Genomic DNA, 25,281 nt, shown 5'->3' on the forward strand with positions numbered 1-25,281 from the left:
TCGCCGGCCGACACGGAGGGTCCCCGGGAGATCGACGGAGCGCTTATCCTGTGCGCCGACGATCCTTCTCGGAAGGGACCCGATGCCGTCCCGGCAGGACCAGCTCCACTCCTACCAGTTCACCGTCCAGCGGGCGGTCGCCGCGCTGGTGATGCGGGAGACCGACCCCGCGCAGTCGCCGTTCCGCCGGCTGGCCGGCGCCGGCCTGGCCAGCGTGCTGGTCGCGGTGATCGCGCTCGGCGGGGTCGCCCTCTACGGCCTGTTCGCCGGCGGCGGCAGCGCCTGGCGCGACGCGGGCGCCGTGATCGTGGAGAAGGAGTCCGGCGCGCGGTTCGTCTATCGGGAGGAGAAGCTGCACCCGGTCCTCAACTACGCCTCGGCACTGCTGGTCATCGGCGCGGAACGGCCGAAGACCGTGCTGGTGTCGCGCCGCTCCATCGAGGGGGTGCCGCGCGGGCTGCCGCTGGGCATCGCCGACGCCCCCGACTCGCTGCCCGCGCCGGGGCGGCTCACCGGCGGGCCGTGGACGGTCTGCTCGGTCACCGCCGCCGAGGCGGGCCGCACCGAGGTCCGTTCGGCGCTGCTGATCGGGCGGGACGCCACCGGCGGCCGGCCCCTCGGCGACCAGGGCCTGCTGCTGCGCCACCCGGACGGCAGCCTGCACCTGCTCTGGCACGAGCGGCGCTACCTGCTCCGCGACACCGACCGGGTGCTCGCCGCGCTGGCCGCCACCCGGGAACGCGCGGTGCCGGTGGCCCCGGCGCTGCTCAACACGGTGCCGGCCGGCGCCGACCTGGCACCGCCCCCGCTGCGCGACCTGGGCGCCCCGTCCGAGCGGGTCACCGGCGCGACCGTCGGCGACGTCTACCTGGTTCGCAACTCCGGCGGCGGCCGGCAGTACGCGGTGGCCGGGCGCACCGGCCTCGCCGGCATCACCGAGTTGCAGGCGGCCCTGCTGCTCGCCCGCACCGGCCAGGGCGAGCCGGAACCGATCACCCTCGGCCGGTTCGCCGCCCTCCCGAAGCTCCGACCTGGTGCCCACCGGGCCGACCGCCCCGCCCGCCGTCCCGCCCGCGCTGGCCACGGTCGAGGCCGGCGCGCTCTGCGCCCGGGCCGGCGACGACACCGGCGTACGCGAGGTCCGGATCGGCGCCACCCCGCCGGACCTCTCCGCCGCCGCACGGACGCCGCCCGGGGGGTGGGCCGACCAGGTGGTGGTCGAGCCGGGGCGGGGCGCGCTCGTCGAGTCGGTCGCCGCCCCCGGCGCCACCGGCGGGGCGGTCTGCGTGGTCACCGACCTGGGCCGGCGCTACGTGCTGGCCGGCGCCGACGTGCCGGGCATGCTGGGCTACGCCGGCGTGCGGCCGGTGCGGCTGCCGGCGGGCCTGGTCAGCCTGGTGCCGGCCGGCAGCCCGCTCGACCCGGCCGCCGCCCGCACGGTCGCCGCCCCGGCCTGACCGGGCCGCCCCGCCGCCCGGCCGGACGGCTCAGGCGGCGGCTGGACGGCTCAGGCGGCCGGCTTGCGGAACACGCTCACCGCGAACTCCGCGTCGTCGTGCCAGGGGCGGAGGTCCCAGGTGGCGAAGCGGTGTTCGAGGCGCAGCCCGGCGGCCACCGCGTCGGCGTCCAGCCCGGTGACCGGGTAGCCGCGGTCGGTGGCGAAGCCGACCACCACGACGCCGTCCGGCCGGACGTGCGCGGCGACGTCGGTCAGCACGGCGCGCTCGGTGCCGGGGGCGACGAACGCCATCACGTTGCCGGCCACCACGGCGGCGTCGAACGGCTCGGGCTCGCCCTGCGCGGCCAGGTCCAGCTCGGCGAGGTCGCCGACCAGGAAGCGCGGGCCGGGGTGGTCGGTGCGGGCGGCGTCGATCAGCACCGGGTCGGCGTCGACGCCCACCGCGGTGTGGCCCCGGGCGGCCAGCGCGGCGGCCACCCGGCCGGTGCCGCAGCCGGCGTCCAGGATCCGCGCGCCCGGCGCGACGAGCGCGTCCAGCAGCCGGGCCTCGCCGGCCAGGTCCGCCCCTTCGGCGGCGAGCCGGCGGAACCGGTCGACGTACCACTGCGAGTGTCCTGGCTTCGTGTCGGTCACCCAGCGGGTCGGCTTGCCCATGCCGCCACGGTAGCTGATCTTGTTCGGCGCGGCTCGGGAACCTCAGCCGAGAGCCAGGAAGGCGCCGATGGCGAGCGGGGCGCCGGTGACCGCGCCGGCCACCACCTGCGGCCAGGTGTGGTCCCGCAGCACCACCCGGGACCAGCCGACCGCCGCCACCAGCAGCCAGCCGACGTGCAGCGCCGGGCCGAACAGCAGCACCAGGACGGCCGTGGTGGCGGCCGCGACCGCGGCGTGGATGCTCAGCTTCCACCAGTGGTTCACCAGGGTGCACGCGGCGCCGACCACGAAGATCACCACGATGACGGCGAACAGTTCGGCGGGCGCGCCCAGCGCGGCCAGCAGGGCCATGCCGACCGCCACCGAGGCCAGGCCGGTCAGCAGGGGACGGGCCCGCTGGGTACGGTCGCCGACGTGCCGGTCGGTGAGCCGGCCGCGGCGTACGCCGTGGACGATCACGCCGAGCGGGATCACCGCGCAGAACAGCAGCGCGGTGCCGCCCCAGAGCAGGAGCTGCTGCGGGGACCGGCTGACCCGGGCGGCCGCCACCAGCGGCAGGGCGGTCACCAGGACGCCCGGTGCGAGCACTTCGGTGATCAGCCGGGCCAGCCGCCCGTTGACCGTCCGTTCCCGGGTCGCCCGCACCGGACCATCCTGCTGGAGCCGTCCGCCATGGTCAACTAACCCTTCTCCGCGCCGCTGGTGAGGCCCTCGGTGAGCAGCCGCTCGCTGGCGAAGAAGAGGATCACGATCGGCAGGGTGAGGATCACCGAGCCGGCCATCAGCACCGTCTTCGGCACCTCGACGCCGTCGGCGAGCAGCGACAGGCCCAGCGAGACGGTCCACCGGTTGGGCCGGTCGACCAGGAAGAGCAGCGCGAAGAGGAACTCGTTCCAGGCGATCATGAAGTCGTAGAGCGCGACCGCCATCACCGACGGCGCGGCGAGCGGCAGGCTGACCCGGCGGATGATGCCGAGCCGGCCGGCCCCGTCGATCGCCGCGGACTCCTCCAGGCTGACCGGGATCGTCTCGAAGTAGTTCTTCAGCATGTAGACCGAGACCGGCAGGGTCTGCGAGATGTAGACCAGCACCAGCCCGACCAGCGACCCGCGCAGCCCGGCCCGGGTGAAGACCACGAAGAGCGGGATCGCGATGACGATCGACGGGAACAGGTAGACCGCCAGGAACAGCGCGCTGACCTGCCGCCGGCCGAAGAACCGCAGCCGGGACACCGCGTACGCGCCGGGGATGGCGATCACCAGGGTGAGCGCGGTGGCGGCCAGCGCCACGATGCCGCTGTTGCGGATGAAGGCGAGGAAGCCCTGCCCGCCGTCCTCCACGGACTTCAGCACCTCGGCGTAGGTGGCGACCGTCAGCTCGCCGAACGGCACGAGCAGCGAGCCGGGGTCGAGCAGCAGCCGCTCGATGGGGCGTACCGAGAGCACCAGCATGTACCAGAACGGCAGCAGGGTGACCACCAGGAAGGCGGCGATCACCAGCCGGCGCAGCCAGCGCAGGCTCACCGTCTCGATCCGGTCCCGGTCCATCACGCCTCCGCCCGTCGGCCGCCGAAGAAACGCAGGTAGATCGCGACGAAGACGATCAGCACGACCGCCAGCACGACCGCCTGCGCCGCCGCCGCGCCGATGTCGGTCCGCGCGGTGAGGAACTGGTAGACCCGGACGCTGACCACCTCGGTGCCGGCCGAGCCCCCGGTGAGCAGGTAGACGTCGTCGAACTTGTTGAAGGTCATGATGAACCGGAGCACGCCGATCAGCGCGATCACCGGCATGAGCTGGGGGAGCAGGATGTGGCGGAAGCGCTGGGTCGGGGTGGCCCCGTCGACCCGGGCGGCCTCCTCCAGCTCGGCCGGCACGGCCTGGAGCCGGGCCAGCAGGAACAGGAAGGCGAACGGGAAGTAGCGCCACGCCTCGAACGCGATGACCGTCCAGAGCGCGGTGGACTCCTGGGACAGGAACGGGACCGGCGCGTCCCAACCGAGGAACCGCCGGCCCCAGTCGTTGACGAAGCCGAGCTGGGGGTCGAGCATCATCTGCCAGACGAACGTCATGGCGACCACCGGCGCCACGTACGGCAGCAGCATCGACGCGCGGACGACGGTGCGGCCCCGGAACGGCCGGCGGACCACCAGCGCCGCCACCAGGCCGACCAGGATGGAGCCGACGGTCCCGCCGGCGCTGTAGACGACGGTGGTCCAGAGCGTGTCGGCGAAGCCGGGGGTGTGCAGCACCCGGTCGACGTTGTCCAGGGTGAATTCGCCGAAGAGGCCGGTCCGGCGCAGGGTCGCCAGGCGTACCCGTTGGAAGGCCAGCACCACGGTCCAGACGATGGGGATGCCGATCACCGCGACCACGACGAGCAGGGTCGGGGTGACCAGCGCGAGCCCGGCACGGGACTCGCGGCGGCGCAGGGTGAGCGGGCGTCGGCCGGGCCGGCGGGGCCGCTCCCCGGTGGGGGAGCGGCCGGCCTCCGGCGCGGTGGTGGTCAATTCACGCCCTTGGCGATCGCGTCGACGTCCTTCTTCGCCCGCTCGGCGGCGGCCCGGGCGTCGGACTTCCCGCCGATCACGTCGGCGAGCGCCTTGGGCACCGGCAGCTCGCCGAGGATCGCCCCGACGAGCTTGCCCTGGCCCTGGGGCAGCCCCCACCGCTGGAAGGTGTCCGGGCTCTTGCGCAGCGTGGCGAGCACGTCGGAGCCGTAGACCGCCGACAGCGGCTGCTTGCGGTCCACCCCGGCCTGGCTGGTGTTCCAGGCGGTGAGGAACTTCTGCTTGTCCTCCGCCGTGCCGGTGCGCACCGGGAAGCGCCCCTCGGGGGACATGCCGAACCAGCGCGGGTAGCCGTCGGAGAGCATGTACTCCACGAAGGACGACGCGGGGTCGCTCGCGCCGTCGAGCACCGCCCACGAGCTGATCTCGCCGTACTGGGCCGGCTCGGCGCCGTTCGGACCCTTGATCGCGGTGACGAAGCCGCTGTTCTTCGCGAGCCAGGCCGGGTCGGACTGGCACTGCGGGCAGGTAGGCTTGGCGTCGTTGCGCAGCCCGGCCAGCTCGTCGAGGATGAACGGCGACCAGATCAGCATGGCCGCCCTGCCGGCGAAGTAGGTGGCCCGGGTGGTGTCCACGTCCTGCGCGCCCTTGACCGAGTTGTTCCGCATCAGGTCGCCGTAGAAGCGGAACGCCTCGACGCACTCGGCGGAGTCCAGCGTGACCTTGCCGGCGTCGTCGGTGAGCTGGCAGTTGTTGGCCAGCGCGAGGTGTTCGAAGGTCTGCTGGGTGAAGACGTCACCGGGGGCGGTCGCGGCGGTGATGCCGGCGACGCCGCCGGTGTTCAGCTTCGCCGCCGCGGCGGCGATCTTCTCGTACGTGTCGGGGGCCGACAGGCCCGCCGCGGCGAACAGGTCCTTGCGGTAGACCAGCAGCTGGCCCCACCCGTCGCTGGGCACGGCGAGCTGCTTGCCGTCCTCGCTGGTCAGCTCCAGGGCGCGCGGGGAGAACGTGTCCCGGCCGAGCTTCTCGACGACCTTCTTGTTGGCGTCCGGCTCGAGCAGGTCGTTGCCGGACAGCGTGCGCACCCCGGCCAGGGAGACCGAGCCGACCACGTCGGGCAGGTCGCCGGCGGCGGCGCTGGAGGCGATGAGGGAGGGGAACTGGTCCTCGTTGACGGTGACCAGGTTGACCTTGACGCCGGTCTTGGCGGTGTAGTCCGCGATGATGGCCTTGGTGGCGTTCACCCGGTCCGCCACGTCTTCCAGGCTCCACACGGTTATCTGAGAACTGTCGGATTTCGGCTCGTCGTCACCGCAGGCCAGCAGGGTTGTCCCGGCAAGTGCCAGGATCAGGGTGGGGGCGAGGATCCGCATCGAGGGTGATGGCATCGGTGGCACTCCTCTCGAAGGGTACATGAGGGATTTAACGCTCTCGATTGATCAATTACAAGACAATTACCAATATTTCGGTTTAGAATTGGCTCCGGCACTTTCCTCGGAGCGACGCCATGGCCAACTGGGTTGTCTCTCTGGCCGGGCCCCGGCGGGTCAGCCTGGAGCCCTGCCCCCCGGACCCGCTCGGCCCGGGCCAGGTCCGCGTCCGCACCTGCTACTCCGGGATCTCCGCCGGCACCGAGCTGACCCTCTACCGGGGCAGCAACCCCCGCCTCAGCAAGGACTGGGACGACGCCACCCGGATGTTCGTGCCCCGGCAGGCCGCGCCCGCGTACCCCGTGGTGGGCTTCGGCTACGAGGAGGTCGGCGAGGTCGTCGAGGTGGCGCCCGACGTCGCCGACCGCCGGCCCGGCCAGGTCGTCTGGGGCATCTGGGGGCACCGCGCCGAGGCCGTGCTGGCCGCCGGCGCGGTCACCCCGCTCGCCCCCGGGCTCGACCCCCTGGTCGCCGTCTTCGCCCGCCCCGGCGCCATCGCCCTGACCGCCGTGCTCGCCGGCGACCTGCACCTCGGCGACTGGGTGGGTGTCTTCGGCCAGGGCGTGATCGGGCTGCTCGGCACCCGGCTCGCCGTCCTCTCCGGAGCCCGGGTGGTGGCCGTCGACCGAGTGCCGGACCGGCTCGCGCACGCCACCCGGCTCGGCGCCCGCCGGGTGGTCGACGCCACCGTCCACTCCGCCGCCGCCGCGCTGCACGCGGCGACCGACGGCCGCGGCGCGGACGTCTGCCTGGAGCTGTCCGGGTCGTACCCGGCACTGCACGAGGCCATCCGCGCCACCACCCACGCCGGCCGCGTCGTGGCCGCCGGCTTCTACCAGGGGTACGCCCACGGGCTGGGACTCGGCGAGGAGTTCCACCACAACCGGATCCAGCTGGTGGCGGCCCAGGTCTCCGGACCCGCCCCGGCACCCGGCACGGCCGGCCGGTGGACCGGGACCAGGATCGCCCACACCTTCATGGACCTGGTGGCCGAGGGCAGCGTCGACCCGCTGCCACTGGTGAGCCACGTCGTCGACGCGGGCGCGGTGGCCGACGCGCTGGCGTTGCTCGACCGCGGTGACGGTGACGCCCTCCAAGTGGTGCTGAGGTTCCCATGACCATCCCCCTCGCCTGCCAGGAGCAGTTGCTCCCCGGCACCGGCCTGTCCGAGAAGTACGCCCTCGCCGTCTCCCTCGGCTACCAGGGCATCGAGCTGCGCGGCCGGGGCGACCTGGGCCTCGCCCGGCGGCTGCCGGAGCTGCGCCGCGCCCGCGCCGAGGGCGTCGTCATGCCGACCGTCTGCGTCGAGATGGACCACTTCATCGGCGACTTCGATCCCGAGCGGTCCCGGGACGCCGTGCGCAACCTGCGCTCCCAGCTCTCGGTGATCGCCGAGCTCGGCGGCCTCGGCGCCATGACCCCGGCCGCCTGGGGGATGTTCTCCCGCCGGCTGCCGCCGTTCGAGCCGCCCCGCCCGCCCGAGGGCGACCGGCAGGTCCTCGTCGACGCGCTGGGCGAGCTGGGCGAGCACGCCCGCGCCGAGGGGGTCACCCTCTTCCTGGAACCCCTCAACCGGTACGAGGACCACATGGTCAACCGGCTCGACGAGGCGGTGGCCCTGTGCCGTGCCGTGGCCCTGCCCTCGGTCCAGGTGGTCGCCGACACCTACCACATGAACATCGAGGAGGACGACGCCTGCGCGGCGCTGCGCGCGGCCGCGCCCTACCTGGGGCACGTGCAGGTCAGCGACTCCAACCGGCACCAGCCGGGCGCCGGGCACCTGGACTGGCCGGCGCTGCTGGCCACCCTGGACGAGATCGGCTACCCCGGCTGGCTGGCCCTGGAGTGCCGGCTGCGCGGCGATCCCGTCGCCGCCCTGCGTCAGGCTGCCACCGTCCTGGGTCAGGCCCGGCCGCGGCGGGTGGCGGCGTGAGCGCCCCCGGCGAGGCCACCGGGGTACGGTTCGGCCGCACCGGCGCAGCCGAGCGCGCCGCCCGGCTGCGCCGGCTGGCGCTGGCCACACTCGACGCCAACTGGGAGCACGACCACACCGTCCCGTCCCGCACCCTCTATCCACACCAGTGGAGCTGGGACTCGGCGTTCATCGCGGTCGGGCTGGCGCACGTCCGTCCCGACCGGGCCTGGCGCGAGTTGCGCAGCCTGTTCGCCGCGCAGTGGGCCGACGGCCGGGTGCCGCACATCGTGTTCAACCCGGCGCTGCGGGTCGGCGCGTACTTTCCCGGGCCCGAGTTCTGGGACTCGGGCCGGGCCGAGGGCGCCCCGGCGGCGGCCACCTCGGGGATCGTCCAGCCGCCGGTGCACGCCCCGGCCGCCTGGCTGGTGCACCGCCGCGCCCCCTCCGAGGCGTCCGTGGCCGCGTTGCGCTGGCTCTATCCGCGGCTGGTCGCCCAGCAGCGCTACCTGACGGGCCGGCGGGACGTCGGCGGGGGCGGGCTGGCCGCCGTGGTGCACCCGTGGGAGTCCGGTCTGGACAACAGCCCCGCCTGGGACGCCCCGCTGGCCGCGGTGCCCGCCGACGAGGCGGTGATGCGGGCGTACCGCCGGCACGACACCGCGCACGCCGACTCGGCGCACCGCCCCACCGACCTGGACTACGCGCGCTACGTCACGCTCGTCGACGCGTACCGGGCGGGCCGCTACCGGGACGACGGGCTGCTCGGGCGGCATCCGTTCCTCGTGGAGTGCCCGCTGGTCAACGCGGCGCTCGGGGTCTCCGAGCAGGCCCTCGCCCGGATCGCCACGGTGGTCGGCGCCGACCCGGGGCCGCACCGGGACCGCGCGGCCGGGATCACACAGGCCCTCGTCGACCGGCTCTACGACCCGGTGACCGGCACGTTCCGCCCGCGCGACGTCCGGGCGGACCGGCTCGTCCCGGCCCGCACCGTGCTGGGGCTCCTGCCGCTGATCCTGCCCGACCTGCCGGCCCACCAGGTGCGGGCGGTGCTCGCCGAGGCGTGCTCGCCCCGGTTCGGCCTGGCCGCCCGGATGGACCGCCCGCTGCCCACGCACGACCGCACCGCGCCGGACTTCGAGCCGCTGCGTTACTGGCGCGGCCCGAGCTGGGTGAACACCGGCTGGCTGGTGTGGCGGGGGCTGCGCGCCCACCACCGCCCCGACCTGGCCGCCGGGCTGCGCGAGTCCCTGCTCGGCCTGGTCGACGGGGCCGGCTGCCACGAGTACTTCCACCCGGACACCGGGGCCGGGCTCGGGTCACCGGCGTTCAGCTGGACGGCCGCGCTCGTGCTAGACGCCCTCGCCGAGGGGTGAGCCGCCGGCTCAGCCGGCCGGCACCGGGGCCGGGTCGGCCGGCGCCGGCACGGCCGCCGCGTCGGCGGGCGGCTCCGGGATCAGCAGCTCGGCCGGCACCGGCTCGACCTCGACGCGGCAGTCGTGGAAGGTCGGCGCCTCGCCCAGGTCCGTGTCGCGCACCGCGGTGACCGCGTTCACCGTGGCCCGCCCGGGGCTGAGCCGCGCCCAGTACGCCTTGTAGGTGAACGCCAGGCCCGGCCGGGTCGCCTCGTCCACGGCGACCGCCGCGAGGAAGGCACCCCGGTCGTTGTGCACCCGCACGGCGTCGCCGTCGGCGAGACCGCGCGCCGCCGCGTCGTCCGGGTGCAGGTGCATCCGGGGCGGCCCGGTGCGCCGGGCGTGCCAGGGCAGTGAGGCGAAGGTGGAGTTCATGAAGAACCGGCCCGCCGGGGCGAGCAGCACCAGCGGGAACCGGCGGGCCAGCTCGGGGTCGGCCGCCTCCACGGGCGGGGTGTGCCCGGGCAGCGGGTCCACCCCGAGCCGGGCCAGCGACGGGTCGTGCAGCCGGGCCCGGCCGTCCGCGGTGGGGAAGCCGCCCGCGGCGAAGGGTGCGGAGCCGACCGGCACCCCGGTGGTCCGGGCGTACGTCTTCTGCCGCAGCTCCTCGAAGCTGACCGGCGTGCCGGCCAGCAGCTGCCGGGCCAGGTCCTCGTCGCTGTCGCGGAACCGGGGGTGGTCGATGCCGAGCGCGGCGGCGATCCGCCGGAAGATCTCGGTGTTCGGCAGCGCCTCGCCGGGCGCCCGGGTGACGGGCAGGTTCAACGTCGTGTAGTGGTGGCCGTAGGACGAGTGCAGGTCCAGGTGCTCGGGCTGCATGGTGGCCGGCAGCACCACGTCGGCGTAGTCGCAGGTGTCGGTCCAGCGCTGCTCCAGCACCACGGTGAACAGGTCGGCGCGGCGCAGGCCGGCGAGCAGCCGGTTCTGGTCCGGTGCGGTGGCGGCCGGGTTGGAGTTGAACACCACCAGCGACGTCACCGGCGGGTCCGCCTCGCCGGTGAGCACGGTCGCCAGCCGGCTCATGTTCAGCTTCCGGGCCGGCGGGGCCGGCATGCCGGGCGGCCGGACCACCCGGCCCTCGTCGATCGGGTGGTGTCCGCTGGTCGACACCAGCGCGCCGCCGCCCGGGTGCCGGAAGTCGCCGGTGACCAGCGGCAGCGCGCAGATGGCCCGGATCGCCTGGCCGGCGCCGTGGTGCCGTTGCAGGCCCAGGCCGACCCGGACGGCGGTGGGCCGGGTGGTGGCGATCCGGTCGCCGAGGCGGCGGACCACCTCGACGGGCAGGCCGCACTCGGCGGCGGCCCGCTGCACCGGCCACTCGTCGAGCCGGGCGGCCAGCTCGGGCCAGCCGACGGTGTGCGCGGCCAGCCACTGCTCGTCGGCGGCACCGGCGTCGCGTACATGCCGCATGAGGCCGAGGGCCAGGGCCGCGTCGGTGCCGGGCAGCGGGGCGACGTGCTCGTCGCTGCGGGCCGCGGTGTCGGTGCGCAGCGGGTCGACGGTGACCACGTACGCGCCGCGCTCCCGGGCCTGCTGCACGAACGGCCACAGGTGCAGGTTGGTGGCGAGCGGGTTGGCGCCCCAGAGCAGGACGAGCTTCGCCGCCACGATCGACTCCGGCTCGAAGCCGACCGAGCCGCCGTAGATCGAGTGCAGCGCCGCCCGGGCCGCGCCCGTGCAGATGGTGGTGTCCAGCCGCGACGCGCCCAGGTGGGCGAAGAGCCGCTGGCCCATGGTCCAGCCCTGCACGTGCCCCATGGTGCCGGCGAAGTAGTAGGGCAACATCGACTCCGGGCCGTCGCGGTCGATGCTCGCGCGCAGCCCGGCGGCCACTCGCTCGACCGCCTCCGCCCAGCTCGCCGGCCGGTAGGCGACCCGCCCGGCGCCCTTCGGGCCGGTGCGCACGTAGGGCGTGGTCAGCCGGTCGGGGCCGTTGACCGCGTCGAGGTAGCGGTTGACCTTGCCGCAGAGCGCGCCCCGGGTGAACGGGTGGTCGCGGTCGCCGCGCAGGGCGACGGCCCGGCCGTCGGAGACCGTGAGCTGCCAGACGCAGGTGTCGGGGCAGTCCAGCGGGCAGGCGCCGGGGTGGGTGGTGCGGGCCATGCGGCGAGCCTACCGAGCGGCGGCGCCCGCCCGGTTCCCGCACGGATGGCCGGCCGGGTCAGACGATCGGCCGCCAGTCCGGCCCGTCGGGCCGTCCGGTCGAGGTGAGCGCGGCGAGCATCACGGCCTCGACCTGCTCGGGCGTCAGGTGCTCCCGGCGGTCGGCGCCCGGCACGTAGGCGCCCCACGCCCGGCCGTCCGGCTCCCGCACGACGGCGCCGACCGGGTCGCGGTGGTCGCTCACGGCGGCGATCACGCCCCACGGCCGGCGGATGTGCACCTGCTGCTGGAGATCCGGGTCGAGTTCCCGCAGCCACCGCCGGACGGCCTCGCGGTCGTCCAACTCGACCGTCTCCGTCCCGGTCCGGAAGAGGCCGTACGTGCTCAGCCGCTCCGCGACGTCCTGCCGTGCCGGATCCGCTCCACCCAGGAGTCTGCTCAGCCACCCCATCCGGATGCTCCGTCCCGCGTCGGTGCCCGGCGTCCCGGGCGTCACGGCGGATGTGCCCCGCCGTGCGACGGCGGCAAACCCAGCACCCTGGCGCGCAGCGCTGATCTCCGCTCAGCGCGTACCGGTGGCCGATCCGCAGTTTGCGGCGGCCGGGCGCGGGTAACCGCGGGCGCGACGCTCCGGAAGTCCGGGCCGGGGCTTGTCGGATACCCGGCAGCGGCCGGCGACGACAGGAGTGCGGCTGTGCGGTTTCCCCGATTCGTCGAGGCGGTGTCCCGCCGGGCCGAGCTGCCCACCGGCCAGGCCGCGACGATCTCGCGGGCGGTGTTGCAGACCCTCGCCGAGCGGATCACCGCCACCGAGTCGGCGGACCTGGCCGCGCAGCTGCCGGACGAGGTCGGCAGCTATCTCGCCGCTCCGGGCGAGGGCGGCACGACGGGGGGCGCGGTCGCCTTCCTGTACCGGGTCGCGGAGCGGGCCGGAGTGGACCCGGCGGTCGCCGAGGTGGGCTCCCGCGCGGTGCTCGCCACCCTGCGCGAGACGGTCACGGTCGGCGAGTTCCAGGACCTCGTGGCGCAGCTTCCCAAGGGATTCGACGCGATGGTCGACCCGATCCCGCGACCACCGTACGATGTGTAGTCAGGTACCCCGAGACGCGTGTTGAGCTGCGGCGACGAGGCCGCTCACGGTGGAAATTCCACGGTCCGGAAGTATTTTCCCCGTAAAATAACTCGTGAGTAGACGCCTACGCGGTAAATCGTCTACGCGCTAGAGGGATGATCGGTCGAATTCCGCCGTCCGAGCTTCCACGGGTCGTCATCCCTTCGGCTTGACCTGCATCGATGCCATCCCCATCGAGAGATTGAGCTTTATTCTGCTCCCAGTGTGAAGTCCTGGGGGGGATCATGATCACATTCACCGAACGCTGCGCGCCTGCCGTCCACGGGGAACAAACAGCCCGCTGACATGGCACAGCCGATGATCATCAATCGTTTCGGCGAGGTCGCGGCGCATCACGGTGATCGGCCGGCCCTTCTCGGTGAGACCCACGAGGTCGACTACGCCGGGTTGGCCGGGATGGCCGGGGGACACGCGGCCGCGCTCGCCGCCGCCGGCGTCCGACCCGGTGACCGCGTCGCCCTGCTCACCGCGCACGGCGCGCCGACCGTCGCGGCGCTGCTCGGCGCCCTCGCCGCGGGATGCGCCTACGTGCCGCTGGACCCGGGCTTCCCGGTCGACCGGCTGCGCCACATGCTCGCCGCCGCCGGGGTCACCGCCCTCGCCTGCGCCGCCGAACACCGCGAGCTGGCCCGGGACCTCGCCGACGGGCGGACCGTCGTGCCGCTGGACGAGGTGCCGCCGGCCCCGCTGCGGCCCGTGCCGGTCGACCCGGACGCGCTGGCGTACGTGCTGTTCACCTCGGGTTCCACCGGGGTGCCCAAGGCCGTCGGGCAGACCCACCGCAACCTGGCGCACGTCGTCGACAACCAGATCGCCGCGCTGGCGATCGGCCCGGCCGACCGGCTCAGCCTGCTCGCCTCGTTCAGCTTCGACGCCGCCATCCCCGACCTCTACCCGGCGCTGCTCACCGGCGCCGCCGTGGTCCCGGTCGACCTGCGCCGGCACGGCCTCGCCCACGCCGTCGGGCAGCTCGACCGGCACCGGGCCACCGTGCTGCACTGCACGCCCACCGTCTACCGCTACCTGCTCGACACCCTCGGCGACCGGCGCCTCGACGCGGTCCGGGTGGTGCTGCTCGGCGGCGAGCAGGCCACGTACGCCGACGCCCTCCGCGGCCGGGACCGGTTCGCCCCCGACTGCCGGCTGGTCAACGGCTACGGCGCCACCGAGATGACGTTCGTGGCCCGGCACGCGCTGCCGCTGTCCACGGTGGACCCGGCCGCCACCGGCCCGCTGCCGATCGGCACCGGGTTCCCCGGCTACCAGGTCGACCTCGCCCCGGACACCGGCGAGCTGGTGGTCCGCAGCCGGCACCTCGCACCGGGCTACCTCAACCAGGACAGCGACCGGTTCACCGTGGACGCCGACGGGCTGCGGGCGTACCGCACCGGCGACCTCGGCCGGCGGCTGCCCGGCGGCGAGCTGGTCTGCCTCGGCCGGCTCGACCGGCAGGTCAAGGTGCGCGGGCACCGGGTCGAGCTGACCGAGATCGAGGCCGTGCTGGCCGCCCAGCCGGGCGTGGCCGGCGTGCGCGCCATCGCCCGGAACGGCGAGCTGCTGGCGTACGCCCGGCCGGCCGGCGACCGCCCCGACCCGGCCGCGCTGCGCGCCGCGCTCGCCGCCGCGCTGCCCGGGTACGCGCTGCCCCGCGCGGTCGTGCTGCTCGACGAGTTCCCGCTCACCGTCACCGGCAAGGTCGACGAGCGGGCGCTGCCCGACCCGGCGGCCGAGGTGCCGGCCGGTGCGGCGCCCGTCACCGACACCGAGCGGGCCGTGCACGACATCTGGTGCGCCGTGCTCGGCCGGCCGGCGGTGGGCCGCACCGACAGCTTCTTCGACGTCGGCGGGCAGTCCCTGCTGCTGGGCCAGGTGCAGCAGCGGCTCGCCGACCGGTTCGGCGTTCGCGTGCCGATGCTGCGCCTCTTCGACCACCCCACGGTCGCCGCCCAGGCGGCGCTGCTCGACGCCCCGCCCGAGGCGGTCCGCGCCCCGGTGCTGCCCGCTCCCGCCTCGCCGGCCGCCGCGGCCCGCGACTACACCGGCGACGAGATCGCCGTGGTCGGCCTCGCCGGCCGCTTCCCGGGCGCGCCGGACGTGGCCACCTTCTGGTGGAACCTGTGCACCGGGGTCGACTCGATCCACGAGCACACCGACGAGGAGCTGGCCGCCCTGGGCGTCGGGCCGGGGCTGCGCGCCGACCCCCGGCACGTGCGGGCCGTCGGCCGGCTCGACGGGGTCGCCGACTTCGACGCCGGGTTCTTCTCCTTCGCCGCCGACGAGGCGGCCCGGACCGACCCGCAGCACCGGCTCTTCCTGGAGACCGCCTGGGAGGCCCTGGAGGACGCCGGGCACGACCCGGAGCGTTTCCCCGGCCTGGTCGGGGTCTACTCGGCCACCTCCGCCAACCGGTACTTCCTGTTCCACCTCATGGACAACCCGGCCGTGGTGGGCGACGTCGACCCGGACGACTGGGAGGCCCGGCTGATCGGCCGGCAGTTCACCGACCACCTGCCCGGGCAGGTCGCCTACCGGCTCGGGCTCACCGGGCCCGCGCTGGCCGTGCAGAGCGCCTGTTCCAGCTCGCTGGTCGCGGTGTGCCTGGCCGCGCAGAGCCTCGCCGACTACCAGTGCGACCTCGCCCTGGCCGGCGGGGTGACCGTCACCTGGCCCCGGCACCGGCACACCCCGGGCGGCCTGGCCTCGCCGGACGGCCGGTGCCGTGCCTTCGACGAGGGCGCCAACGGCTCGGGCTTCGGCTCCGGCGCCGGGGTGGTGGCGCTGCGCCGGCTCGCCGACGCGCAGGCCGACGGCGACCGTATCTACGCCGTCCTGCCCGGCTGGGCGGTCACCAACGACGGGGCCGACCGTGCCGGCTTCGCCGTGCCCGGGCCGGCCGGGCAGGCCGCCGCGGTGGCCAACGCGCTGGCCACCGCCGAGGTAGCCCCCGGTGAGGTCGGCCTCGTCGAGGGGCACGGCAGCGGCACGCCGCTCGGCGACGCCATCGAGGTCGCCGCGCTGCACGAGGTGTACGGCGGTGCCGCGCCCGCCGACAGCTGCGCGCTCGGCTCGGTCAAGACCAACATCGGCCACCTCGACGCGGCCGCCGGGATCGCCGGGCTGATCAAGGCGGTGCTCGCCGTGCGGCACGGGGTGATCCCGCCGAACCTGCACTTCACCCGCCCGCACCCGGAGATCGACCTGGCCGCCGGCCCGTTCTACGTGCCCACCAAGGCGCGGGACTGGCCCGAGGGGCCGCGCCGGGTGGCCGGGGTCAGCGCCTTCGGGCTCGGCGGCACCAACGCGCACGTCGTGGTGGAACAGCCGCCGCCGGCCGACCCGGCCGACCCGCCCGGAGACGGGCCCTGGCTGCTGCCGGTGTCGGCGCGTACCCCGGCGGCGCTGCGGGCCGCGCTGGCCCGGCTGCGGGCCCACCTCGGCGGCGACGCCCCGGCGTTGCCCGAGGTGGCCGCCACCCTGGCGCTCGGCCGGCGGGCCTTCGCCCACCGGGCCGCGGTGGTCGCCGCCGACCTGGCCGGCGCGCTCGCCGGACTGGAGGCGCTGCTGGACACCGACGCCCGGGTCGCGGGCGAGGGTGGCCCGCTGCGCGAGCTGGCGGCCGACTGGGTCGCCGGGCGGGACGTCGACTGGGACGCCCTGCACCCCGAGGGCACGGTCCGGCGCACCGGCCTGCCCACCTATCCGTTCCAGCGCCGGCGGTACTGGATCGACCCCGTCCAGAAAGGACCGCGGTGAACTGGTTCGTCTCCGCCGGAAGCCGACCCCAGGCGCCGGTGCGGTTGTTCTGCCTGCCCTATGCCGGTGCCGGCGCGAGCGCGTTCCGGCGCTGGCAGGAGGGGATCGGCCCGGACGTCGAGGTGCTGCCGGTGCAGCTGCCCGGCCGGGAGAACCGGATCAGCGAGGATCCGCGCTTCGACGTCGCCGAGGTGGCCGACGCCGTGGCGGCCCGGGCCGACCGCCCGTACGCCCTCTACGGCCACTCGATGGGCGGCCGGCTCGGCTACGAGGTGGTCCGCGAACTGCGCCGGACCGGCCGGCCCCTGCCGCTGCGGCTCTACGTCGGCGGCGCCCGCGCCCCGCACGTCAACGCGCCCGGCCCCTTCGACGGGCTGTCCCGGGCCGACGACGACGAGCTGCTGCGCCGCCTCGGCGACGGCGGCGGCCTGCCCGCCGAGCTGTTCGAGCACCCCGAGCTGGTGGAGCTGCTCCTGCCGCTGCTGCGGGCCGACTTCGGCCGGGTGGACGGCTACCGGTACGTGCCCGGCGAGCCCCTGCCGCTGCCGATCGTCGCGTTCAGCGGCCGGGACGACCGGGCCGTCACCCGCGAGCAGCACGCCGCCTGGGCCGAGCACACCGCCGCCGGGTTCACCCTGCACGAGCTGGCCGGCGGCCACTTCTTCCTGCATGACCAGCTCCCCGAGCTGCTCGCGCTGATCCGCGCCGACCTGGCCGCGGCCCTCGGCGCCGAGACCACCCGCACCGGCGCGCCGGCCGCGGGCACGGACCGGGTGCACACCGCCGGCCGCGGGACCGCCGGCGGTGTGCACCGGGTGCCGCTCGGCGACACCGCCTGGTCGGTGTGGCGCGACGCCATCCTGCGCACCACCGGCTTCCCGGCCGACGGCCTGGACCTGTTCGCCGCGCCCCGGGCCGCCGCGGCGGCCGACGAGCTGCTCGCCACCGGCACCGGCGAGGACCGCTACGACAAGGAGTTCGACGAGGCGGTCCGCGCCGGCGCCCAGCGGATCAACGAGCTGGCCGCCGACCCGCTGCTGCGCGAGGCGGTCACCTGGCAGAACCGGGGCGCCCTGGTCGCGCTGGACGGGCTGGCCCGCGGCGGCGCCGACGCGGCCCGCAACGTGCGCCGCCGGGACCGGGAGCGGGCGCTGCTCAAGTACTGGCAGCGCTACGGCGGAAAGAACGAGACGGTCGGCTTCTTCGGCCCGAGCTGCTGGGTGACCGTCGACCCCGACCAGCCGGAGACCGCCCGGATCCGCCCCGGCGCCGGGCTGACCCGGCGGCGCTGGGTGTGGTTCGAGTCCTGGGCGCTGGCCGCGTACGCCGAGCGGATCGGCGCCGACCTGGCCGTCCGCCGGTGGTGGCCGCCGGTGCTGCGCCCGCACCTCGCGGTCCGGGACCGGACCGTGCTGCGCCCCGGCCGGCCCCCGCTGGCGCTGACCCCGGTGGAGGCGGCCCTGCTCGCCGCCGCCGACGGCGACCGCTGCGCCGCCGACCTGGTGGCCGACCCGGCCATCGGCCTGCGCCGCCCCGAGGACGGGTACGCCCTGCTCGACCGGCTGGTGGAGCGGGAGCTGATCAGCTGGGACGCGGCGTTGCCGGTCAGCCCGGACGCCGAGCGGGTGCTGGCCGACCGGATCGCGGCGATCGGCGACGAGGCCGCCCGCAGCGCCGCCCGGGACGGGTTCGACCGGCTCCGCACCGCCCGCGACGAGGTGGCCGGGGCGGCCGGCGATCCGGTGCGCCTGCGCGCCGCGCTGGACACCCTCGACGCCACGTTCACCGAGCTGACCGGCGCCCCGGCCGTCCGCCGGGCCGGCCAGATGTACGCCGGTCGGACCATCTGCTACGAGGACGCCGCCCGCGACCTGGACGTGGTCTTCGGCGCGCCGCTGCTCGCCGAGCTGGCCGCCCCGCTGGACGTGCTGCTGCGCGCCGCCCGGTGGATGGCGAACGCCCTGGCCGACGCGTACGACGAGGTGTTCCGGGGGCTCTACGACGAGCTGCGCACCGAGGCCGGCGGCGGTCCGGTCGCCCTCGCGGACCTGTGGTTCCTGGCCCAGGGCCTGTTCTGGGGTGGGGGCGAGCGGCCGGTCGACGGGGTCGCCGCCGACTTCGCGGCCCGCTGGGCCGGGCTGTTCGGCCTGGACGCGCTGCCGCCCGGCACCACCGATGTGCGGCTGCGGGTGGCCGACCTGGCCGACCGGGTCGACGCGGTCTTCCCGCGCGCCCGGGCGACCTGGTCCAACGCCGTGATGCACAGCCCCGACCTGCAGATCTGCGCCACCGACGCGGCGGCGCTGGCCCGGGGCGAGTACACCGTGGTGCTCGGCGAGCTGCACGCCGCCTGGTCGTCGTTCGACTGCGCGGTCTTCACCCCGTCGCACCCGGACGTGGAGCGGCTGCGCGCCGCGCTGGCCGAGGACATGGGCGCGCGGCGGATCCGGCTGCTCTTCCCCACCGAGTGGCCCCGCCGGACCAGCCGCACCTCCGAGTCGCTGACCGGGCCCACCGACCGGCACCTGGCCTTCCAGGACGCGCCGGGCGGGGAACCTGCCCGGGTGCTGCCCACCGTGGACCTCACCGTCGGCGAGGTCGACGGCCGGCTCGTCGCCACCGCCTCGGACGGGCAGCGGTGGCCGCTCACCGAGGTCTTCGCCGAGCTGTTCAGCGCGCACGCGGTGGACGGCTTCAAGCTGGTCGCCGCCGCGCCGTACACGCCCCGGATCACGCTGGACCGGCTGGTGGTGGCCCGGCAGACCTGGCGGACCACGGTGGGGGAGAGCGGCCTGGCCCAGGCCACCGGCGAGCGGCAGCGCTTCCTGGCCGTGCGGGACTGGCGGCGCCGGCTCGGCCTGCCCGAGCAGGTCTACGTCAAGCTCGGCACCGAGACCAAGCCGTGCTTCGTGGACCTGTCCAGCCCGGCCTTCGCCAACATGTTCTGCGCGATGGTGCGGGCCGCCCGGGTCGACGGCGGCGACGACGCCTCGCTCACCGTCAGCGAGATGCTGCCGACCACGGACCAGGCCTGGGTGCCCGACGGCGCCGGCCGCCGCTACTTCAGCGAGCTGCGCCTGCACATCGTGGACACCGAGGGGACGGAGAACCGATGAGCCACCTGCTGCCGCTGGGGGAGACCGGCTGGTCGGTCTGGCGGGACGTGGTGTTGCGCACCGCCGGGTTCCCGGCGGAGGGGCTCGACCGGTTCGCCGCGCCGGAGGCGGCCGCCGTCGCCGACGCGGTGCTGACCGGTGCGAGCAGCCCAGACCTGCTCGACAAGGTGTTGCGCGAGGCGTTCGCCGACTCGTCCGCCGTCGTGAACGAGCTTGCCGCCGACCCGCTGCTGCGTGAGGCGGTCACCTGGCAGAACCCGGACATGCTCGTCGCGCTCGACGGTCTGCTGCGCACCGATCCCGAGGTGCGCAACGTCCGCCGGCGCAAGCGCGAGCTGAGCCTGCTGCGCTACTGGCAGCGGTACTGCGGCAAGGCCGAGACCATCGGATTCTTCGGGCCGGTCTGCTGGGGGACACTCGATCCGGCGGAGCCGGCTGTCCGGTTGTCACCCGGCCCGTCGCTGGTCCACCGGCGGCACGTGTTCTTCGAGGCGTGGGCGCTGATCGCGTACGCCGACCGGCTGGGTGACGACCTGGCGGTGCGCCGCTGGTGGGCTCCCGCGCTGCAACCGCACCTGACCGTCGAGGGGCGCCAGCTGCGCTGGCCGCTGCATCCGCCGATCGCGCTGACCCCGACCGAGGCCCGGCTGCTCTCCGCCTGCGACGGGCGGACCCCCGCGCGGGAGCTGGCGGAGCGGCTGCACGCCGACGGCGAGGTGCACGGCGTCGACGACGTCTACCTGCTGCTCGACCGGTGGGTCGATCGCGGCCAGCTCATCTGGGGCGCCAACCTGCCGGTCAGCCCGGACGCCGAGAAGGTGCTCGCCGAGCGGATCGCGCTCATCGGCGACGAGGGCGTCCGGGCCGAGGTGGCGGCCAATGTCGACCGGCTCCGCGCGGCCCGGGACGCGGTCGCCGCGGCCACCGGCGACCCGGACCGGCTCGGTGCCGCCCTGGGCGCGCTGAACACCGAGTTCACGGCGGTGACCGGCCGCCCGGCCACCCGCCACAGCGGCCAGATGTACGTCGGCCGCACCGTCTGCTACGAGGAGACCGCCCGGGACCTGGAGTTCACCGTCGGCTCGGCCGTCCTGGACGCGCTGGCCGCCCCGCTGGGGCTGGTGCTCCAGACCGCCCGCTGGTTCACCGGGGAGGTCGCCACGCGGTGCGCCGACCTCTTCGCCGAGCTGCACGGCGAGCTGGCCGCCGACGGCCCGGTGCGGCTGGCCGACCTCTGGTCGCTGGCCCAGGGGACGCTGGTCGCACCGGACGGCCCGATCGGCCGGGCCGGTGCCGCCTTCACCGAGCGGTGGGCGGAGCTGTTCGGCCTGCGCGACCTGCCCGCCGGCCAGGCCGAGCTGCTGCTGCGCGCCGACGACCTGGCCGAGCGGGTCCGGCTGATCTTCCCCGCGGAGCGCCCCGGCTGGCCGTCGGCCCGCCTGCACAACCCGGACGTCCAGCTCAGCGCGGCCTCACCGGAGGCGATCCGGCGGGGCGAGTTCCTGCTCGTCCTCGGCGAGCTGCACCCGGCCCACGTCGCCTACGACAGCGCCGTGTTCAGCCCGTTCCACCCCGACCCGGCGGCGCTGCGGGCCGCCGGTGACGCCGACCTCGGCCCGGCCCGGCTGCGGCTGCTCTGGCCGGACAGCTACCCCCGGCGGACCACCCGCACGACGTACGGGCTGACCGGGCCCGGGGACCGCCAGCTCGGCATCGACACCGCGCACGGCGCGGACCCCGACCAGCTGGTGCCGGCCACCGCGGTCACCGTGGACGGCGCCGCCGGCCAGCTCGTCGCGGTCTTCCCCGACGGCGGGCGCTGGCCGCTCATGGAGGTCTTCGCCGGCCTGCTCGACTCGCTGCTGCTGGACGCCTTCAAGCTGCTCGACCCGGCCCCGCACACGCCCCGGATCACCATCGACCGGCTGGTGGTGGCCCGCCGCACCTGGCGGAGCACGGCGGGTGGGTGCGGCCTCGCCGGGCACGCCGACGAGACCGCCCGTTACCTCGCCGTACGCCGGTGGCGGGCGGCGGCCGGCCTGCCCGAGCGGGTGTTCGTCAAGGTCGGCACCGAGATCAAGCCCTGCTACGTCGACCTGACCGGCCCGCTGTACGCGCAGTCGCTCTGCGCCATGGTCGACGCCGCCCACCGGACCAGCCCGGACGTCCCGATCGTGGTCTCCGAGCTGCTGCCCGCCCCGGCGGAGTCCTGGGTCACCGACGCGCAGGGCCGCGGCTACGTCAGCGAACTCCGCCTCCAGATCACCGACCCAGCCGAGCACCGGGGAGACCACGGGTGACCGACATCCTGACCGTCAGCGCCGCGTACGGGGCGTACCTGCCCTGGCCGGACGCCACCCTGGCCGATCTGATCACTGCGCAGGCCGTCCGCACCCCCGACGCGGTGGCGGTACGCCAGTGGGACACCCGGCTGACCTACCGGCAGCTCGTCGACCGGGCCGCCGGGGTGGCCGCCGCCCTGCGCGAGCGCGGCACCGTTCCCGGCGACCGGGTGGGGGTCTGCGGGGCGCGTACCCCCGACCTGGTGGTCACCGTGGTCGGTGTGCTGCTGGCCGGCGCCGCGTACGTGCCGCTGGAGCCGGGCGGCCCCCGCGAGCGGCTGCGCGAGATCGCCCGGGACGCCGGGATCCGGGTGGTCGTCGGCGACGCCGCGGCGGCCGAGTTCGGCGACGAGCCCGGCGTCGAGGCGGTCGGCCTGCCCGGCCCGGCTCCGCTCGTCCCCTGCCCGGCGCGTCCCGGCGACCCGGCGTACGTGCTGTTCACCTCCGGCTCCACCGGCCGGCCCAAGGGGGTGCTCACCACCCACCGCAACGCCGTCGAGTTCGTCACCGGGGTCGTCGCGCTGACCGGCGCCGACGCCTCGGTACGCAGCCTCGGCATCGCCTCGCTCGGCTTCGACGCGGCCACCATGGACCTGTTCGTGCCGCTGCTGCTCGGCGGCGCGGTGCAACTGCTCGGCGCCGAGGACCGGGCCGACCCGGTCCGGCTCGCCCGGTTCGTCGCCGCGCACGAGGTGACCTGGGGCTTCATCACCCCGACCGTGCTCGCCCTGCTCGACCCGGCGGAGCTGCCCTCCTGGCGGGTGCTGCTCTGCGGCGGCGAGGCGGTCCCGGCCGAGCTGGTCGCCCGCTGGTCGCCCGGCCGGCGGTTCCTCAACGGCTACGGCCCCACCGAGTCCACCGTGCTGGCGGTCAGCGGTGACCTCACCGCCGCCGACACCGACCCGGTGCCCATCGGCCGGCCCCTGCCCAACCACCGGGCGTACGTCGTGGACGCCGACCTGCGGCCGGTGCCGCCGGGGGAGACCGGCGAGCTGCTGATCGGCGGCCCCGGCCTGGCCGACGGCTACCTCAACCGGCCCGCGCTGACCGCCGAGCGGTTCGTCCCCGACCCGTTCGGCGACCGGCCCGGGGAGCGGCTCTACCGCACCGGCGACCTCGTCCGGCAGGCGCCGGACGGCCGGATCGTCTACCTCGGCCGGGCCGACCGGCAGGTCAAGGTGCGCGGCCAGCGGATCGAGCTGGGCGAGGTCGAGGCCGTGCTGGCCGGCCACCCCGGCGTCGACGGGGTGGCCGTGGAGGCCGTGCCCGGCCCGGCCGGCACCGAACTGGTCGCCTTCCTCACCCCCGCCGACGCGCCCGGCGACGAGGCGCTGCGGGCGTACGCCGGGCCCCGGCTGACCACCGCGATGCTGCCGGCCCGGACGGTGCGGCTGGCCGCGCTGCCGGTCAGCCCGACCAGCGGCAAGCTGGACCGGCCGGCGCTGCGCGCGCTCGCCGCGGCCGCCCCGGAGGTGGCCGAGGAGGCCGGCGGCGGTGACCCGGTGGAGGCGGCGGTCCGGCGGCTCTGGATCCGGCTGCTCGGCGCGAACCCGGAGCCGGACAGCGACTTCCTGGCGGCCGGCGGCAACTCCATCGCCGCCATGCGGCTGGTCGCCGCCCTCCGCGCCGAGCTGGGCCGGCGGGTCGACACCCGGGTGCTGTTCACCGACCGCACCTTCGGCGCGCTGATCGACCGGGTGCGGGCCGCCGCGCCCGCCGACGGCGACGGCCTGACCACCGGCAACCCGCCCACGCTGTCCCCGCCGCAGCGGCGGCTCTGGTTCATGGACCAGCTCGCCCCGTCCAGCGCGCCCTACAACATCGCCGTGGCGCACCGGCTGCGCGGGCCGCTGGACACCGCCGCGCTCGGCGCCGCGCTGCGCGCCGTGGCCGAGCGGCACGACGTGCTGCGCTGGCGGATCCCGCAGACCGGCGGGGTGCCGTACGCGGTCCGCGAGGAACCGACCGACGTGGCCGTGCCGGTGGTCGACCTGACCGGCGCCGCCGACGCCGAGGCGGAGCTGGCCACCATGCTCGCGGCCGGGGCCGGGCACTCGTTCGACCTGGCCACCGGGCCGCCCTGGCAGGTGACCGTCTACCGGCTCGCCGCCGACACCCACGTGCTCGCGATCACCGTGCACCACGCGGTCTTCGACGGCTGGTCCGAGGCGCTGCTCTACGACGAGCTGGCCGGCGCGTACGCCCGGGCGGTCGCCGGTGCGCCGCCGGCCCGGCCGGAGCTGCCCGCCACGTACGCCGACTACGCGGTCTGGCGGGCGGAGCGCGACCTCCGCCGGGGCGCGGCCGACCTGGCCTGGTGGACCGACCACCTGGCCGGCGCCCCGACCGTGCTGGACCTGCCCCGCGACCGGCCCCGCCCGGCCGTGCAGACCTACGCCGGCGTGGAGGCCGCGGTGCGGCTCACGGAGGCGGCCGACCGGGCGGTGCGCGACCTGGCCGCCCGGCGCGGCACCACCGTGGCGGCCGTGCTGCTGGCCGGCTTCGGCGAGCTGCTGCGCCGGCTCACCGGCGGCGACGACCACGTGCTCGGCGCGATCGTCGCCGACCGGCGGCTGGCCGCCTTCGACGACGTCATCGGCTTCTTCATCGACACCGTGCCGGTGCGGGTCCGCACCGGCGGGGCGACCTTCGCGGGGCTGGTCGACCGGTGCGCCGCCGAGCTGCACGCGGTCACCGAACATCCCGGCGCGCCGCTGGAACGGATCGTCGAGGCCCTCGGCGTCGGCCGGGACACCGCCCGCGCCCCGCTCGTGCAGGTGCTGTTCAACGTGCTCAACTTCGTGCCGCCCCGGCTCGCGCTGACCGGCCTGGCGGTCGAGCCGGTGCCGGTGCCGAAGCCCGGCTCGCCGTTCGACATCACCGTCTACGTGGTGGAACGCGACGGCCGGGCCGGCGTCGAGGTGGTGCACAACCCGGACCTGTTCGACGCCGACCGGATCGAGGCGCTCCTGGCCGACCTGGCCGCCCTGGTCGGCGCCCTCGCGGCCGACCCGGACGCGCCCGCCGACCGGGTCGCCACCGACCTGCCCCGGCCGGCCGTACGGGTGCCGGCGCTCGGCGCCATGACCGTGGCCGCCGCCGAGCCGGCCCGGGCCCCGCTGCCCACCGGGCCGGACGCGCTCACCGCCACCGAGGAGCTGATCGCCGGCATCTGGCGGGACGTGCTCGGCCGGGACGGCGTCGGCGTCGCCGACAACTTCTTCGACATCGGCGGCCACTCGATGGCCCTCGCCGCGGTGCACGCCCGGCTCACCGAGGCCACCGGCCGCTCCCTCACCATGCTCGACCTGTTCCGCCACCCGACCGTGCGGGCCCTCGCCGCCAGCCTCGACGGGGCCGCCGACCGCCCGGAACTCGCGCGGGCCGCGATGCGGGCCGCCGCCCGCCGTGGTCGCGCCCGCCGTACCCCACCCCGACGACCGAACCAGCCGTGAC

15 protein-coding genes and 1 pseudogene are annotated in these 25,281 nt (G+C 75.8%); 9 read left to right on the forward strand and 7 right to left on the reverse strand.

The window, feature by feature from the left end:
- The first annotated feature begins 82 nt into the window (after positions 1–82).
- Positions 83–1,457: pseudogene (gene eccB, locus ABZS80_RS26380) on the forward strand (type VII secretion protein EccB).
- Positions 1,458–1,507: 50 nt separating this feature from the next.
- Here eccB and ABZS80_RS26385 read toward each other — a convergent pair.
- The 5 genes from ABZS80_RS26385 to ABZS80_RS26405 are packed head-to-tail and all read right to left on the reverse strand — an operon-like array spanning position 1,508 to position 6,010.
- Positions 1,508–2,113: a class I SAM-dependent methyltransferase gene (locus tag ABZS80_RS26385; protein ID WP_355059925.1), complete on the reverse strand. Its 606-nt coding sequence runs from the start codon at positions 2,111–2,113 to the stop codon at positions 1,508–1,510.
- A gap of 42 nt (positions 2,114–2,155) precedes the next feature.
- Positions 2,156–2,758, reverse strand: a complete 603-nt coding sequence (locus ABZS80_RS26390) for a phosphatase PAP2 family protein (RefSeq protein WP_355059927.1) — start codon at positions 2,756–2,758, stop codon at positions 2,156–2,158.
- A gap of 35 nt (positions 2,759–2,793) precedes the next feature.
- Positions 2,794–3,660: a carbohydrate ABC transporter permease gene (locus ABZS80_RS26395; RefSeq protein ID WP_355059928.1), complete on the reverse strand. Its 867-nt coding sequence runs from the start codon at positions 3,658–3,660 to the stop codon at positions 2,794–2,796.
- Entirely contained in the window at positions 3,660–4,622 is a 963-nt protein-coding gene (locus tag ABZS80_RS26400; RefSeq protein ID WP_355059930.1) for a sugar ABC transporter permease, read from the reverse strand. Before ABZS80_RS26400 ends, ABZS80_RS26395 begins: the two co-directional genes overlap by 1 nt.
- On the reverse strand, positions 4,619–6,010 hold the full coding sequence (locus ABZS80_RS26405) for an extracellular solute-binding protein (protein ID WP_355059932.1): 1,392 nt from the start codon (positions 6,008–6,010) through the stop codon (positions 4,619–4,621). The genes ABZS80_RS26400 and ABZS80_RS26405 overlap by 4 nt, the downstream gene beginning before the upstream one ends.
- Positions 6,011–6,129: 119 nt before the next feature.
- On the opposite strand from ABZS80_RS26405, the gene ABZS80_RS26410 reads away from it, so the two are divergent.
- The 3 genes from ABZS80_RS26410 to ABZS80_RS26420 are packed head-to-tail and all read left to right on the forward strand — an operon-like array spanning position 6,130 to position 9,340.
- The gene (locus ABZS80_RS26410; protein ID WP_355059934.1) at positions 6,130–7,170 is read left to right on the forward strand and encodes a zinc-binding alcohol dehydrogenase; all 1,041 of its coding nucleotides are present in this window, start codon (positions 6,130–6,132) and stop codon (positions 7,168–7,170) included.
- Positions 7,167–7,985, forward strand: a complete 819-nt coding sequence (locus tag ABZS80_RS26415) for a sugar phosphate isomerase/epimerase family protein (protein ID WP_355059936.1) — start codon at positions 7,167–7,169, stop codon at positions 7,983–7,985. The genes ABZS80_RS26410 and ABZS80_RS26415 overlap by 4 nt, the downstream gene beginning before the upstream one ends.
- Positions 7,982–9,340: a hypothetical protein gene (locus tag ABZS80_RS26420; protein ID WP_355059938.1), complete on the forward strand. Its 1,359-nt coding sequence runs from the start codon at positions 7,982–7,984 to the stop codon at positions 9,338–9,340. The genes ABZS80_RS26415 and ABZS80_RS26420 overlap by 4 nt, the downstream gene beginning before the upstream one ends.
- A 9-nt stretch (positions 9,341–9,349) precedes the next feature.
- Here the strand turns inward: ABZS80_RS26420 and ABZS80_RS26425 are convergent, their stop codons facing one another.
- Positions 9,350–11,482, reverse strand: a complete 2,133-nt coding sequence (locus ABZS80_RS26425; protein WP_355059940.1) for a molybdopterin-dependent oxidoreductase — start codon at positions 11,480–11,482, stop codon at positions 9,350–9,352.
- Positions 11,483–11,540: 58 nt separating this feature from the next.
- A complete protein-coding gene (locus tag ABZS80_RS26430) occupies positions 11,541–11,933 on the reverse strand; it encodes a hypothetical protein (protein WP_355059942.1) in 393 nt (130 codons plus the stop codon).
- 243 nt (positions 11,934–12,176) lie between these two features.
- Between ABZS80_RS26430 and ABZS80_RS26435 the strand changes: the two genes are divergently transcribed.
- From ABZS80_RS26435 to ABZS80_RS26455, 5 genes are all read left to right on the forward strand, one after another.
- Entirely contained in the window at positions 12,177–12,572 is a 396-nt protein-coding gene (locus tag ABZS80_RS26435; protein WP_151462435.1) for a DUF2267 domain-containing protein, read from the forward strand.
- 327 nt (positions 12,573–12,899) lie between these two features.
- Positions 12,900–16,367 (forward strand): AMP-binding protein, encoded by a 3,468-nt coding sequence (locus tag ABZS80_RS26440; RefSeq protein ID WP_355059944.1) that lies wholly within the window; start codon positions 12,900–12,902, stop codon positions 16,365–16,367.
- A complete protein-coding gene (locus tag ABZS80_RS26445; RefSeq protein ID WP_355059946.1) occupies positions 16,364–19,483 on the forward strand; it encodes a thioesterase domain-containing protein in 3,120 nt (1,039 codons plus the stop codon). Before ABZS80_RS26440 ends, ABZS80_RS26445 begins: the two co-directional genes overlap by 4 nt.
- Entirely contained in the window at positions 19,480–21,783 is a 2,304-nt protein-coding gene (locus tag ABZS80_RS26450; RefSeq protein WP_355059948.1) for a lantibiotic dehydratase, read from the forward strand. The genes ABZS80_RS26445 and ABZS80_RS26450 overlap by 4 nt, the downstream gene beginning before the upstream one ends.
- Entirely contained in the window at positions 21,780–25,280 is a 3,501-nt protein-coding gene (locus tag ABZS80_RS26455; protein WP_355059950.1) for an amino acid adenylation domain-containing protein, read from the forward strand. The genes ABZS80_RS26450 and ABZS80_RS26455 overlap by 4 nt, the downstream gene beginning before the upstream one ends.
- The last annotated feature ends 1 nt before the right edge of the window (position 25,281 follow it).

It is taken from the genome of Micromonospora sp. NPDC005305, from assembly GCF_040607315.1.
Taxonomy (GTDB): Bacteria; Actinomycetota; Actinomycetes; order Mycobacteriales; family Micromonosporaceae; genus Micromonospora.